Consider the following 14,359-nt stretch of genomic DNA (forward strand, 5'->3'; position numbering starts at 1 on the left):
CTCGTCCTCAAACGCCGGACGGGCTGCTCAATGTGACGTCGGCCAGGCCTCCGCGAGCATCTTCCGGGTGTCCGCCAGCAGCTGCGGCAGCACCCGGGTGTGGCCCACCACCGGCATGAAGTTCGTGTCGCCGCCCCAGCGCGGGACGATGTGCTGGTGCAGGTGGGCGGCGATGCCGGCGCCCGCCACCGAGCCCTGGTTCATGCCGATGTTGAAGCCGTGGGCGCCGGACGCCGTGCGCAGCGCGGTCATCGCCTGCTTGGTCAGCTCGGCCAGTTCGACCGTCTCCGGGGCGGTCAGGTCCGTGTAGTCGGCGACATGGCGGTACGGGACCGTCATCAGGTGGCCGCCGTTGTACGGGTAGAGGTTGAGCACCGCGTAGACGTGCTCGCCGCGCCGGACGATCAGCCCGTCCTCGTCGGACTTGGCCGGGATCGAGCAGAAGGGACAGCCGTCGTCGGCCCCCGGACCGGTCGGCTTGTTCTCACCCTGGATGTAGGCCATCCGGTGGGGTGTCCACAGGCGCTGGAACGCGTCCTGCGTCCCCACTCCGATCTGCTGCTCGGGCTCACTCGTCATGCTAGGCAGCATATGGCTTCGCCCGTTCGCGGCGTGTCGCCGGGGCCGGGGGAAACGGCTCGGCAGCGAAGCTGGGCGGATGGACGACCAAAGCCGGCTGACCCGCTGGGTCCGGAAGACCGACCTGACGCTGGGCATCGCGTCGCTGGTCTTCCTCGGCTCGTACGCGGTGCATGTGCTGGCGCCCGGGATGCCGAAGGCCGCGCACGCCTTCTTCCTTTCGCTGATGTACGCGGCCTGGGCGATGTTCGCCGTCGACTACACGGTGCGCTGGCGGCTCAGCGGCGAGGGACCGGGGTTCGTACGACGGCACTGGCTGGACACGGTCGTCCTGGTGCTGCCCCTGCTGCGGCCGGTGCAGGTCGTGCGGACCTACGAGGCGATGCAGCGCCGGCGCGGGGAGCCCCGGCTGGCGCTGCACGCGCGCGTGGCGGCCTACTCGGCGTTGTCGATCTCACTGCTGGGCTTCTCCGGCGCCCTCGCCGTCTACCAGGCCGAACGCTCGGCCCCGAACGCCAACATCCGCACCTTCGGCGACTCCCTCTGGTGGACCTGCTCGACCCTCTCCACGGTCGGTTACGGCGACTACGTCCCGGTGACCACCCTGGGGCGGTTCATCGCCGCGGGGCTGATGGCCTGCGGTCTGGCACTGCTGGGCACGGTCACCGGGTCGTTCTCGTCCTGGATGCTGCAGCGGTTCTCGCTGAACGAGGACGAGAGAAGGCCCCCGGAGAACTGATCTCCGAGGGCCCCTGGCGGAGGCGGATCAGACCTGGGCCCGCTCCTCGACCACCTTCACGATCTTGGCGATGGCCTCGTCGAACGGGATGCCGTTCTCCTGCGAGCCGTCGCGGTAGCGGAAGGAGACCGAGCCGGCCGCCATGTCCTCGTCGCCCGCGATGACCATGAAGGGCACCTTCTGCTTCTGGGCGTTGCGGATCTTCTTCTGCATACGGTCCGAGGACGCGTCCACCTCGACCCGCAGGCCCTTCTTCTTCGCCTCGGCGGCGAACTTCTGCAGGTACTCGACGTGCCCGTCCCCGATCGGGATGCCCACCGCCTGGACCGGCGCCAGCCACGCCGGGAAGGCGCCCGCGTAGTGCTCCAGGAGCACCGCGAAGAACCGCTCGATGGAGCCGAACAGGGCACGGTGGATCATCACCGGACGCTGCTTGGAGCCGTCGGCGGAGGTGTACTCCAGGTCGAAGCGCTCGGGCAGGTTGAAGTCGAGCTGGACGGTCGACATCTGCCAGGTACGGCCGATGGCGTCCTTGGTCTGCACGGAGATCTTCGGGCCGTAGAAGGCGGCGCCGCCCGGGTCGGGGACCAGCGGCAGGCCCTGCTTCTCGGCGACCGAGCGGAGCGTCTCGGTCGCCTCCTCCCAGACCTCGTCGGAGCCGACGAACTTCTCCGGGTCCTTGGTGGACAGCTCCAGGTAGAAGTCGGTGAGGCCGTAGTCGCGCAGCAGGTTCAGGACGAAGGTGAGCGTCTTGTCGAGCTCCTCCGCCATCTGCTCCTTGGTGCAGTAGATGTGCGCGTCGTCCTGGGTGAAGCCGCGGGCCCGGGTCAGGCCGTGCACGACACCCGACTTCTCGTACCGGTACACGGTCCCGAACTCGAAGAGGCGCAGCGGCAGCTCACGGTAGGACCGGCCGCGCGCGTCGAAGATCAGGTTGTGCATCGGGCAGTTCATGGGCTTGAGGTAGTAGTCCACGCCCTCGTCGAGCTGCATGGGCGGGTACATGCCGTCGGCGTACCAGTCCAGGTGCCCGGACGTCTCGAAGAGCTTCCCCTTCGTGGCGTGCGGGGTGTAGACGAACTCGTAGCCCTCCTCCTCGTGCCGACGGCGCGAGTAGTCCTCCATCACGCGGCGGACGACGCCGCCCTTGGGGTGGAAGACGGCGAGGCCGGAGCCGATCTGCTCCGGGATGGAGAACAGGTCCAGCTCGCTGCCCAGCTTGCGGTGGTCGCGCTTCTCGGCCTCGGCGAGGAAGTCCAGGTACTCCTTCAGCTCGTCCTTGGACGGCCAGGCGGTGCCGTAGATGCGCTGGAGCATCGGGTTCTTCTCGCTGCCGCGCCAGTAGGCGGCCGCGTTGCGCATCAGCTTGAACGCCGGGATCAGACGGGTCGACGGCAGGTGGGGACCGCGGCAGAGGTCCTTCCAGCACAGCTCGCCGGTCTTGGCGTCCAGGTTGTCGTAGATCGTCAGCTCACCGGCGCCGACCTCGACGTCCGCGCCGTCGTCGTGCGAGGCCGAGCCCTTGAGGCCGATCAGCTCCAGCTTGTACGGCTCGTCCGCCAGCTCCTCGCGGGCCGCCTCCTCGGAGACGACACGGCGGGAGAAGCGCTGGCCGCGCTTCTGGATCTCCTGCATCTTCTTCTCGATGGCCTTGAGGTCATCGGGGTGGAAGGGCTTCTCCACGTCGAAGTCGTAGTAGAAGCCGTCCTTGACCGGCGGGCCGATGCCCAGCTTGGCCTCGGGGAAGAGCTCCTGGACGGCCTGGGCCATGACGTGCGCGGTGGAGTGGCGCAGGATGTTGAGACCGTCCTCGGAGGCGATCTCGACGCCCTCGACGGTCTCGCCGTCCTGCACCTCGTACGCGAGGTCCTTGAGCTCACCGGCCACCCGGGCGGCGATGATCGAGCGCTCGCCGGCGAAGAGCTCGGCGGCCGTAGTGCCCGTAGTCACCACGCGCTCGTCCCGCTCGGAATCGCGTTGGATGATCACACGGACGTCTGACACCGGTCTCTCCTGACTGAAGGCGGATGCGGCGCCATACCAGGAGCGCGCGCAATAGGGGATCGTACCGACCCCGGCCCTCCGTCCGCGAAACGGTTACCGACAGTCCCCGGTCAGTCGCAGTCGTCCCCGGTGCACGCCTCCTCGAAGAAGTCGAGGTTCTCCTGGAGGGACTTCATCAGCCGGTCCCGCTCGGCCTCCTCCACCTGGACGGGCACGACCCCGTAGGCGCCGGACAGCCGCCGGAAGCCGCCCCGGCTCTCCAGCCGCCCGTGCACCCGCACCGGGAGTCCGACGAGGTGGGCCTGCCCGGCGATGCGGTAGTCCTCCTCGTCGAGGGTGACCCGGACGTACGGCACCTCGGCCCCGGCGATCACCCGCAGCCGTACCGCGCCGTCGCCGCGCGGATCGGAGCGGCGCATCCGGACGACGGTGCCGGTGACCCGGACCGCGACGGAGGGTTCGTCGCGCAGGTAGCGGGCGCCGGCCTCGCGCAGCACGGGCAGGTCGCCGGGCGAGAACTCGACGGGCTCGGCGGTGGCCGCGCAGTCGTCGGGGACCCCGGCGCCCGGCGCCCACTCGACGGAGATGCGGGCGCCCTCCGTGCCGCGCACGAGCGTGACGAGGGCGTCGGTCAGTTCCCGGCTCACACCGGCCTCGACCGCGCCGTCGAAGGCGTCCATGCCGCCGGTGGCCCGCTGGTAGTCGATGGCCTCGCGGGCGGCGTACAGGGCCTGGTGCAGGCGTACGGCGAGGGGCCGGCCGGTGCCGACCGGCACGAAGGCGGTCAGACCGCGCCCGCCCTCCGCCGAGCCGACGAGGACGGACTCCAGCAGGGTGACGGCCGCGCGCCTGTGCCGGGCGCCGTAGTACCCGGCACGCGCGCGAGTGGCCAGCGCGCCCGCCAGCAGCGTCTGCCGGGCGGCGGTGCGCAACTGCTCCTCGACCGTCCAGGACGCGGTGTCCGCCGGCCCGCTCGGCACATCCCGCCACCAGCGGATCTCGTCGCTGGGTACGGCGAGCCCGACCAGTACCTCACGCGCGGCGGGCGTACCGCTGCGCACCAGAGCCGTGAGCGCCTCCCCGAGCAGGTCGTCACTGTCCGGGAAGGCGCGGCTCTCGGGTACCAGCAGGCTGGTGCCGGTGTTGCCCGGCCCGGGTGGGGTCCAGCGGCCGTAGCGCCCCGGGGCTCCCCCGCGCCGCTGCCAGCCGTGCCGGCGCAGCAGGGCGCCGAGCACGACGGGATCGACGTCGGCGGGCTCGGGGGGATGGTTCCAGTGGGGCCGATGGACGTCGTCGGGATGCGGCCGGACCTCCCGCAGCTGCTCCTCGTACGGACGGTGCCTCATGGTCGTCCTCCCGTCCCGACCCGCGTCATGATCTCGCAGAGCGCCCGGTCGTCGAAGATGCGCGCGGTCGGAACCCGCACGGTGGTCCGGTGCCGGCCGGTGATCGGGTGCCCTGCCAGGTTGACCCAGTAGCAGCAGTGGCGCAGATCGAGCCGGTCGTGGCTGGCGCGGAGCCAGTCGTCCTGGGAGCGCGGTACCAGCATCACCACCAGGATCTTGTGCACCGACACCGGTGTGCGGGCGAGCTTGCGCAGGTGGTCGTTGTCCAGCGTGAAGGAGAAGAAACGTCCCGGCGGGTTCGGTGCGATCTGGTAGGTGCACTTGAGCTGCACCTTTATCGTCACCTCGTCGTCGACGGTGTGACCGGGAGAGCCGTGGCTGACGTGCCAGTCGATGCCGTTGTCCGGGAACGGCTGCGACAGCGAGCAGCCGGCCGCCGCCGCGACGGCATGCAGATAGCCCACCTGCAATGTCTCCATGCAGGCGGTGGTCGCGAGTGTGCCGCGATGGGGGCCCGTACGTTCGGGCAGCAGCCCGCCCCGTTCGGGCTGCGCTATCGCCATGACCAACAGCCTTCCCAGCCAAGAGTTTCCCCGTGACGGGCCGCTGAACTGCAAAGACCCGCACTCCTGTTGTGTCCTTCCGGCGTACGTCGCAAACGGCCCGGGTATCACCAAACGGGCAGAAGACGGTACGTCATCTGCCGTGGGTGAACGAGGAGTTGTATTGGCATGACGTGCTGGTACGAGGGGCCCCTGGCGGCCTTCGACACGGAGACCACGGGCGTGGACGTGGAGACCGACCGCATCGTGTCCGCCGCGGTCGTCGTCCAGGACGCCCCGGGCACCCGACCCCGGGTGACCCGCTGGCTGGTCAACCCGGGCGTGCCGGTGCCGGAAGCGGCGACGGCGGTGCACGGGCTGACGGACGAACACCTGCAGCGCAACGGCCGTTGGCCGGCGCCGGTGATGCATGAGATAGCCGAGGAACTGGCCGAGCACGCGGCGATGCACCGCCCGCTGGTGGTGATGAACGCGCCGTTCGATCTGACCCTGCTGGACCGCGAGTTGCGCCGCCATCGGGCGTCCTCGCTGGACCGCTGGTTCGAGGCGAGCCCCCTGCTCGTCCTCGACCCCCGGGTCCTGGACAAGCATCTGGACCGCTACCGCAAGGGCCGCCGGACCCTGACCGACCTGTGCGCGCACTACGAGGTCACCCTCGAGGGCGCGCACGACGCGGGCGCGGACGCGCTCGCGTCCCTGGAGCTCGTACGGGCGCTGGGCCGCCGTTTCGCGGCCCGCCTGGAGCGCCTGACCCCGGCCGAACTGCACACGTTGCAGACGACCTGGCACGCGGCGCAGGCCCGTGGCCTCCAGGCGTGGTTCGCCCGCAGCGGCACACCGGAGACGGTGAGCACGGACTGGCCGCTGCGGCCGGAACTGCCGACGGCGGCGTGACGGAGGGGGCGCCGCGACCGGCGCCCCCTCCGATCAGGCCTCCGGGTCTCGTGCGCCACGCGCTGGTCGGCGAATTCCATGATGCTCACCGAGTACGACGGCACACCGTCGTAGATGATGACGCATTCGCTGACCCGGAAACGCCCAGTGGCGGCGCCGGCCTAGGCACCCCGGACGCGGCCGGCCTAGGGGACAGGCGGGCGCTGGCCGTCGGGTCCGCCGTTCGGCCGGACCGCGGAACGGCAAAAGGCCGGTCTGCAGAGGCAGACCGGCCTTCCCGGTGGTGGGCGATACTGGGTTCGAACCAGTGACCTCTTCGGTGTGAACGAAGCGCTCTCCCACTGAGCTAATCGCCCGGGAACGCAGTGAACGATACAGGTACCGGCGGGCTGCGTTCAAACCGCTTGGAGGTGCCTGAGCAGTCCACGCCGTCCGGAGCGCATCATCAGCCGGTGGTTGAGCCGGAAGAACGGCCGCCCCAGCAGGGCGAGTCGTCGCAGCAGCGGCTTGTTGACGTCGACGACCTGGTCGTAGCGGGCGAGGGTGCCGGTGCCGTCCGACGTGATCGTCCACCGGGCCCAGCCCTCGATGTCACCGGTCATCGAGATCTCCAGCACGCCGGCCTCGGGATCGCGCCGCGCCTCGCGTGCGGTGAACGTGAGGTCGTACGGGATGAACGATCGGATGGTGAGGACGGCGACGGCGTCGTCGAGCTGGTTCACCGAGCGCACCTGGGGCCACCAGCGGGGGTACTCGTCCACCGTGCGCAGCGCCTCGTACACGGTGGTGAGCGGTACCGGGAGGGGCCACAGGCTGCGGAAACGGTAGTGGTTCCAGTCCATGGCCGCAGTCTGTCGCACACCGTGGATCTGAGTACGCGTACTCATGCCCGCACGAAGTGACCCGGACCACACTCGGCGTTACGAGCGCCGCCGCCCGTGCGACGGCGCTCCCCCACCTCTCCGTCAGGGCATCCTGTCGCCGAGCAGGGACAGGTTCTCGATGGCGGCCAGCCCGTACAGCGCGGTGTCGTTGGAGGACACCCAGCTCGCCTCGGCGCCCGCGACGAGCGCGACCGGGCCGGACAGCGGCTCGGTCTTCCACGGCGAGGACTCCGTGTAGCCGTCGGAGCTGTAGAACTTCGTCCACGCGCGCTTGGCGAGCGTCGCGTCGCCGGTCTGTACGGCGGCGTACGCGTCGAGGCGCGAGTGGCCCTGGAAGAGCAGCAGGGTGCCGAAGTTGGAGCCGTAGCGTGCCGCCTGTTCCGCCTTGGTGGCGTTGAAGTAGCGGCAGTAGTCGAAGTACGCCTCGTTGAACTCCGGCATGTCGGTCAAGTAGATGAGTTCGGCGCAGAGTTCGTTGAGGCCGAAGACCGCCGAGAGGTGGGAGACGGAGACCACCGGGGCGGCGGCGGTCGCGAACTTTCCGGTGTCGAGGTCGTAGAGGCCGCTGCCCTGGACGAAGCCGTTGGGCTGGGCGGCGATGCCCTCCATGGTCGACAGGACGCGGGCCCTGGCCTTCTCCCACTTGGGGCCCTTGCGTTCCCACTCGGTCAGCCAGGCCGACACCAGGCCGCTCCAGTCGGTGCCGAAGCCGATGGAGAGGGCGTGCCGGTCGGGCGTGTAGGGGTCGGTGCGGACCTTGCGCTGCGGGTCGAGGACGAGGAAGGTCTCGTCGGAGTCGACGTTGGCGGCCATGAGGTCGCCGACGCGCTCGTCGGCGGTGAGGAAGTAGTAGAAGCGCCGGTAGGTGGTGTTGGAGATGCGCTGCTGCTTGGCGCTGTCCGCGTAGTGCTGGATGCCGTGCCGGGTGCCGAGCCCGGCCCACTGGCCGATGTGGTAGACGTCGACCTCGCCGGTGTGCCGGGTGAGCGCCTCGGCGAACCGGAAGATGTCCGAACGGCCGCTTCTCAGGTACGCGTACCAGAGCCAGAGGTCGGGCGAGAGCTCGGAGTTGTCCCAGGCGTAGCCGCCGACGTCGTACCGCCACTGGTGGCGCACGGTGTCGTAGGTGTGCATGAAGTCGCCGTAGTCCCAGAAGCCGTACCAACGGCGTTGCTCCACCTGGTCCTTGTAGTAGGTGAAGAGGAAGTCGAGGTGGTCCTCGATCTTCGCCTTGGCGGCGGTGGAGCGGTCGGGCTCGGAGAACAGGCCGGGGCCGAAGACCTTGGCCTTGATGAGCTGCTTGGGCGGAGCGGTGAGCTGCGGCAACGTCCGTACTGCCTGGACCTGTTCGGCCAGCACGTCCGCCGAAGGGGTCGACTCGTTGGCCCAGAAGAGGAGTTCGGAGGTCCGGGCGATGCCGTACGGCGTGCCGAACTCGGGCTCGTAGTCCTCGTAGGTGATGTTGAGGCCTTCGAGCTGTTCGGCGTACGTGTCCTGGCCCATGCCGTCGTGGTAGAAGCGCAGGTCCATCGGCTGGGCCTCGGGCGACCAGAGCCAGAGGGTCACCTCGGCCGTGTCGGTGTGGGCGTCGCGGATGTCGAGCTGGGCCGGGAACTTCTCCCAGAAGTCCCGCAGGCCGAAGGAGAGTCCGCCGCTCGCCCCGCCGACGTAACCGAACCCGGAGGCCCGGCTGCCGCCGCCGGCCGCGATCCAGCCGTACCCCTTCTTCGTGCGCTTGCGCAGGGTGAAGCCGTCGGCGGAGAGCTGGGCGAGGGTGTAGTCGCCCCAGTGCGGGATGTACTGCAACCGTGTCGTCACCCGCTGGTCCCAGGTGGACGGGTCGGGCAGCTTCTCGCCCGCGTACTGGGCCGCCTGGACGGCCGCGCCCGGGTCGCGGCGCAGGCCCGTGACGCCCTGGACGGCCTCCCGCAGCAGGCCGGTTCCCTCACCGCCGATCCGCACATGCCGGTCGTACGCCTCGTCGCGCATCGGCACGCTGAAGCGCACGCCGAGCCCGCGGATGAAGTCCCCGCCGGCCTTCCCCGGCTCCTGGGTACCGTCGTAGGTGATCGTGTGGACCATCCGGAAGGAGTCGGCGCCCGCGTAGAAGTAGAGGCGGATCGAGAACGGCAGCCAACTCCGGTTTCCCTTGCGGTGCTTGCCGTAGATGCGGATGACGGCCCGGACCGGGCCCTCCTGCTCGACGGTGACGGAGTCGATCGCGCCGTCGAAGCGCTCGGTCCTGACCGCGCCCTGGTCCTCGTCCTCGATCTCGGGCTGGCGGATGAGGACCAGCCGCCCGTTCCTGGCGATCTCGGCGGAGCCGCGGGTGACGGACTTGACGATCGTCGAGCCGTTCTTGCCGATCCTCACGGAGATCACGCCCGTCGACACGTCGATCGTGCCGCCGCTCCTGTCGACGGTGACCTTCCCGTCGGGGGCGGCCGGCTCGCCTGCCGCGAGGGTGAGCTTGCCGTTGCCCGAACCGACCGCGTGGGCGGTCCACTTGAGGGAGCCGTCCGGCCAGTAGGCGATCGGCCAGGACTGGACGGGCACGTCCTTGCCGTCCTCGTCGGTGAGCGCGAAGGTCTGGTCCTCCTGGAACGTGCCCATCGGCCAGGGCACGCCCACGGTCGAGCCGGGCGCGGCGCCGAGGCCGCCGTCCTCCAGCCAGTCCAGGGTCACCGGATCCGCGTCGGCGGCCTCGGCGCCGGGCGCGGCCTGCGCGTCCTTCGCGCCCAGGGCCCAGCTGAACTGGGCGGCGGCGCCGGCGACGGCGGCCGCCTTGAGGAGGGACCTGCGGGGGATGGGAGACATGGTCCGCCTTTCCTTTCCGTGCGGGTGCAGGGGCGGTCGTAGGGAGCAGAGCAGAGAGCAGGGAGCCGAGCAGGGAGCCGAGCAGGGAGCCGAGCAGGGAGTGTCAGGGGCATGACAGAGAAAGGTGTGGCGTCGGGGCGTCCACCCCGGTGCGGGGCCGGTCAGCCGTGGCGGCGCCGGTGACGCTCCTCCACGGCGACGGCCGCCGCCGCGAGGGCACCCAGGACGGGCACCGCCAGCGGCGCGATGAGCAGGGCGGAGCAGACCACGAGGACCGCTCCCCCGACGAGCAGGAAGGATCCGCCGGGGTCGAGGACGGTACGGCGGCCGGCCGCCGCGAGCAGGGTGCGCCAGCGGTCGCCGGGCGCCCAGACGGCCGCCGCGCGGAGCCCGGCGACCGCGAGGCCGATCACCGCGAACAGGCCCACCGCCCCGACGAGCGGCCCGCCGGGCAGCCCGGCCCGCACGGCCTGGACATCCAGCCAGGCGGCCGCGACAGCACCCCATCCGGCGAGCCCGACGAGCAGGCCGCCGGGCAGCGCGGCCCGGAAGTCGCTGACGAACTCCCGCCAGCCGCCGCCCACCTGCCCGGTACGGCGACGCAGGTGCCTGGCGCCGGCGGCGAAGGCGGCCGGGTAGGTCACCACCCCCAGGGAGGCGATCGCGATCCACACCCCGGTGAGCAGACATTCGGCGAAGACGGCGAACCTCTCCGCGAAGACGGACGGCTTTGCGCGCGCGTCGGCCACGACGTCATCAGCCCTTCAGTCCGGAGGTCGCCATTCCGTCGATCAGATAGCGCTGGAAGGCGAGGAAGAACAGCAGCACGGGCAGCAGCGCCACGAGGGACATGGCGATCATCCCGCCGTAGTTGGCGGCCACGCCGTCCGAGTCGCGGAACATCATCAGGCCCAGCGAGACCGTGTACTTGCCGGGCTCGTTGAGATAGATCAGCGGGCCCATGAAGTCGTTCCAGGCGTTGATGAAGGTGAAGATCGCGCTGGTGATGAGGGCGGGCCGGCACAACGGCAGGACGATCGACCAGTAGATGCGGAAGTGCCCGCAGCCGTCGAGCCGGGCCGCCTCGTCGAGTTCCCTGGGCAGGTTCCGCATGAACTGCACCATCAGGAAGACGAAGAAGGCCTCGGTGGCGAGGTACTTCCCGATCAGCAGCGGGGCGTAGGTGTTGATCCAGCCGAGCTTCTGGAACATCACGTACTGCGGGATCAGCAGCACGTGGTACGGCAGCAGGAGCGTGCCGATCATCAAGGAGAAGAGCAGGTTGCGGCCGGCGAAGCGGATGCGGGCGAAGGCGTAGGCGGTGAGGGAGCAGGAGATCAGCACGCCGACGACGGCTCCGACGGCATAGAAGAGGGAGTTCTGGAAGAACGTCCAGATGCTGATGTCCGCTATGCCGTCGGCCAGGCCCTTGAAGTTGGACAGGATCGGGTGGGCCGGGAACAGCTGGAGACTGTTGATGATGTCCTTGCTCGGCTTGAAGGACGCCCCGATCACCCAGACCACCGGGTAGAGGATGACCGCGAGGATCGCCAGGGCGCCGAGGTGCCAGCCGAGTGACCCGGTCCGGCGGCGGCTCAGCAGGGGCGGCTTGGTGGTGGTCGCGCTCATCGGGCGTCCTCCTCGTAGTGCACCCACTTCTTCTGGGACCAGAAGAGGACGGCCGTCACCAGGGCCACGCCCAGCAGCAGCATCCAGGCCATCGCGGCGGCGAAGCCCATCCGGGCGTTCTGGAAGCCCTGCTGGTACAGGTAGCAGGTGTAGACGAGCGTGGCGTCGGCCGGTCCGCAGGTGCCGTTGGAGAGGACGTAGGCCGAGCCGAAGATCTGGAAGGAGTGGATGGTCTCCAGGAGCACGTTGAAGAAGAGCACCGGGGAGATCATCGGCAGGGTGATGTTCCAGAACCTGCGCAGCGGCCCGGCGCCGTCCATCTCGGCCGCCTCGTAGAGCTCCCTCGGCACCTGCTTCAGGCCCGCCAGGAAGATGACCATCGGCGCGCCGAACTGCCACACGGTCAGTGCGACCAGGCCGTACAGCACCCAGTCGGCGTTGCCGACCCAGCCGCCGACGTGCCAGCCGAAGAAGGACTGGGTACGGTCCACGATCGCGTCGTCGGAGAAGAGCGACCGCCAGACGAAGCCGACGGAGACGCTCGCGCCGATGAGCGAGGGGGCGTAGAAGGCGGCCCGGTAGAAGGCCTGGCCGCGCCGGCTCTGGGCCAGGAGCATCGCCACCCCGAGGGCGAGGAGCAGCTTCAGCGGGGTGCCGATGACCACGTACTTCGCGGTCACCTCCACCGACCTCTGCCAGCGGGGGTCGTCGAACATCGTGGTGAAGTTGTCGAACCCGACCCACTTCGGGGTGTTGAAGAGGTTGTAGTCGGTGAACGCGAAGTAGAGCGAGGCGACCATCGGGCCCGCGGTCAGCAGCAGGAAGCCCGCGATCCACGGGGACATGAAGAGGTAGCCGGCGAGGTTCTCACGCCGGCGGCCGGGCCGCCGCCCCTTGGTGGCGGAGGCGGCCGGGCGCGTCTTGCGGGCGGTGGGCAGGGAATCCTCGACGAGCGTCACGGCCGGTCCCATCAGGCCTGGAAGGCGGCCTCGGACTCGGTGAAGAACTGCTTCACCGCGTCCGCGACCTTGGTCTTGCCCTGGCCGAGGTCGCCGCCGATGCGCAGGAAGGCGGCCTCGATGGTGTCGGCACCGGAGGGGTGCGGGGTGATCGTGCCGAGGACGCCGGCCTTGGCGGTGTCGTCCTCGTACTGCGCGATCTCCTTGTTCACCGCGTCCGTGGGCTTGAACGCCGCGTACTGCTCGGTGCTCGCGAGGATGCCCCGGTCGTAGCCCATGATCGTGCCGACCTCGGGGTCGTGGACCATGAAGTCGATGAACTTCGCGACCTCCTTGGGGTGGGCGGTGCGGGCGGAGGCGCTCAGCATCAGGGAGGCGAGGTACTGCCCGGTGTGCTTGCCGTCCATGGTCGGGATCGGCGCGAGGCCGTACGTGCTGTTGCCTTCGGCCGAGTAGCGGACGGTGAAGTTGTCCCAGGTGAACTCCGAGGCGCCGTGTCCGGCGGAGAGGGAGGACTTGGGGGTGTCCTGCTGGACGACCTTCGGGTCCGTGACGATGCCGGCCTTGACGCGGCTGTAGCCGTCGGCCCACCACTCCGTCAGGTCGGCCTTGTCGAAGCCGAGCCCGTCGGCGGTGTAGAACGCCTTGCCGTTCTGACGGAGGTAGAGGTCGTAGAGGTACATGATGGCGAAGTAGCCGGTGTCCCCCGCGACCTTCGTCTTGTCATGGATGGTCTTCAGGGCCTTGAAGTAGTCGTCCCAGGTCCAGCCCGTGTGCGGCTCCACGCCGGCTTTCTCGAAGACCTTCCTGTCGATGACCAGCGCCATGGTGTTGGAGCCGACGGGGATTCCGAGCTGCTTTCCGTCGACCTCGCCGACCTTCGTCACTCCGGCCCGGAAGTGATCCAGGCTCAGATTTCCTGCCTGAACCTGTGACTTGAGATCGAGGAGAATTCCTCGCTTGTCGTACTTCCGGAGAAAGGTGACGGCATTTTGGAAAACGTCCGGGGGATTTCCACCGGCGGCCTGCGTCTGGAACTTCTCCCAGAACGACGCATACGTCTGAAAGTCGGTCTTGACCTTGATCTTCGGGTACTTGTTCTCGAAGAGAGCGATGGTCTTGTTGATCTTCTGCGCGCGCTCCTCGGCACCCCACCACGAGTAACGGATCGTCACCGTTCCATCCCCGGAACCGCTTCCGCCACCACACCCGGCCGTCGCCGCGACCCCGAGCGCGGCAGCCGAGGCTCCGGCCGCCTTCAGGATGGTCCGCCTCTCCACATTCCTGCTGGTTCCCACAGTCGGGCCCCTCCCCGCAGCGTCGCCGACGCTTGCATGAATCGTTTCAAGTAAGCGCTTGCTGGCACAAGTTACGGAGGGGCCGGTGAGGCGTCAATGATTCGCACAGGAATTTCTTGTGGGCGGGGGTGGCGGGGCCGGGCGGTCGGGTGAGGGTACGGGGCTTGCGAGGTGGGAGACCTCGCAGGTGACGGACGTACGGTCGGCGGGTCGAACGCGAAGTGGCTTGCGGGAGGCGGGGGTTACGGCTTGGCTTCGGCGGGCGGGCGGAGCAGTCCGGGGCGGGGCGGAGCGGTCCGGGGCGGGGCGGAGCGGAGCGGCGGGAGTCGACGGGGCTCGGGACGTACCGGGGCACACTTGCCGGCACTCGGCACCCGGGGCGCACACCTCCGACCACTGCGGTCGGGCGCGCCCCACCCGGCAGGTCCGGCCACGGTGATCGCCCACCGACCGTGTTCGCCGCCACCGCCGCCACCGCCGCCACCGCCGCGCCTGAACGACAACCGCCGACGGCACCCACCGGCCCCCGCAGGGGCGCTCACGCCCCACACGCCGACCGCCCACGGCCTTCGCCGCCTCCGGCCTCGGCGCCGGCCCCAGTGCCGCGGTCACGCCGCTCCAGCCCCGCCCCGAGCCCCGAGGCGACC

12 protein-coding genes and 1 tRNA gene are annotated in these 14,359 nt (G+C 69.7%); 2 read left to right on the forward strand and 11 right to left on the reverse strand.

What is annotated here, in order from left to right; genetic code table 11:
• Positions 1-27: 27 nt before the first annotated feature.
• Entirely contained in the window at positions 28-591 is a 564-nt protein-coding gene (locus tag ACFWPS_RS09225; protein ID WP_383702713.1) for an HIT family protein, read from the reverse strand.
• Positions 592-658: 67 nt separating this feature from the next.
• On the opposite strand from ACFWPS_RS09225, the gene ACFWPS_RS09230 reads away from it, so the two are divergent.
• Entirely contained in the window at positions 659-1,318 is a 660-nt protein-coding gene (locus ACFWPS_RS09230) for a potassium channel family protein (protein ID WP_383702715.1), read from the forward strand.
• A gap of 27 nt (positions 1,319-1,345) precedes the next feature.
• Here ACFWPS_RS09230 and thrS read toward each other — a convergent pair whose 3' ends face one another.
• The 3 genes from thrS to ACFWPS_RS09245 all read right to left on the reverse strand — a co-directional run bounded on the left by thrS (position 1,346) and on the right by ACFWPS_RS09245 (position 5,231).
• A complete protein-coding gene (gene thrS / locus ACFWPS_RS09235) occupies positions 1,346-3,322 on the reverse strand; it encodes a threonine--tRNA ligase (RefSeq protein ID WP_383702717.1) in 1,977 nt (658 codons plus the stop codon).
• A gap of 110 nt (positions 3,323-3,432) precedes the next feature.
• Positions 3,433-4,668 (reverse strand): hypothetical protein, encoded by a 1,236-nt coding sequence (locus tag ACFWPS_RS09240; RefSeq protein WP_383702719.1) that lies wholly within the window; start codon positions 4,666-4,668, stop codon positions 3,433-3,435.
• Positions 4,665-5,231 carry a DUF4365 domain-containing protein gene (locus ACFWPS_RS09245; RefSeq protein WP_352366764.1) on the reverse strand — a complete coding sequence of 189 codons (567 nt, stop codon included), beginning with the start codon at positions 5,229-5,231 and terminating at the stop codon, positions 4,665-4,667. Before ACFWPS_RS09245 ends, ACFWPS_RS09240 begins: the two co-directional genes overlap by 4 nt.
• A gap of 168 nt (positions 5,232-5,399) precedes the next feature.
• Here ACFWPS_RS09245 and ACFWPS_RS09250 point away from each other — a divergent pair, with 168 nt between their 5' ends.
• Positions 5,400-6,125 (forward strand): 3'-5' exonuclease, encoded by a 726-nt coding sequence (locus ACFWPS_RS09250; protein WP_383702721.1) that lies wholly within the window; start codon positions 5,400-5,402, stop codon positions 6,123-6,125.
• Positions 6,126-6,406: 281 nt separating this feature from the next.
• Here the strand turns inward: ACFWPS_RS09250 and ACFWPS_RS09255 are convergent.
• The 7 genes from ACFWPS_RS09255 to ACFWPS_RS09285 form a co-directional block, all read right to left on the reverse strand.
• Positions 6,407-6,481: transfer RNA gene (locus ACFWPS_RS09255), tRNA-Val, on the reverse strand.
• Positions 6,482-6,520: 39 nt separating this feature from the next.
• The gene (locus ACFWPS_RS09260) at positions 6,521-6,967 is read right to left on the reverse strand and encodes an SRPBCC family protein (protein WP_383702723.1); all 447 of its coding nucleotides are present in this window, start codon (positions 6,965-6,967) and stop codon (positions 6,521-6,523) included.
• A gap of 123 nt (positions 6,968-7,090) precedes the next feature.
• Positions 7,091-9,826 carry a Tat pathway signal sequence domain protein gene (locus ACFWPS_RS09265; protein ID WP_383702725.1) on the reverse strand — a complete coding sequence of 912 codons (2,736 nt, stop codon included), beginning with the start codon at positions 9,824-9,826 and terminating at the stop codon, positions 7,091-7,093.
• A gap of 161 nt (positions 9,827-9,987) precedes the next feature.
• Positions 9,988-10,575: a hypothetical protein gene (locus ACFWPS_RS09270; RefSeq protein ID WP_383702727.1), complete on the reverse strand. Its 588-nt coding sequence runs from the start codon at positions 10,573-10,575 to the stop codon at positions 9,988-9,990.
• A 7-nt stretch (positions 10,576-10,582) separates the two neighbouring features.
• Entirely contained in the window at positions 10,583-11,455 is an 873-nt protein-coding gene (locus tag ACFWPS_RS09275; protein ID WP_383702729.1) for a carbohydrate ABC transporter permease, read from the reverse strand.
• Complete coding sequence (locus ACFWPS_RS09280; protein ID WP_383702731.1) at positions 11,452-12,426, reverse strand: carbohydrate ABC transporter permease; 975 nt, start codon at positions 12,424-12,426, stop codon at positions 11,452-11,454. Before ACFWPS_RS09280 ends, ACFWPS_RS09275 begins: the two co-directional genes overlap by 4 nt.
• Positions 12,426-13,712: an extracellular solute-binding protein gene (locus ACFWPS_RS09285; RefSeq protein WP_383702733.1), complete on the reverse strand. Its 1,287-nt coding sequence runs from the start codon at positions 13,710-13,712 to the stop codon at positions 12,426-12,428. The genes ACFWPS_RS09280 and ACFWPS_RS09285 overlap by 1 nt, the downstream gene beginning before the upstream one ends.
• Between the last annotated feature and the right edge of the window lie 647 nt (positions 13,713-14,359).

Source organism: Streptomyces sp. NPDC058457 (assembly GCF_042720695.1).
Taxonomy (GTDB): Bacteria; Actinomycetota; Actinomycetes; order Streptomycetales; family Streptomycetaceae; genus Streptomyces.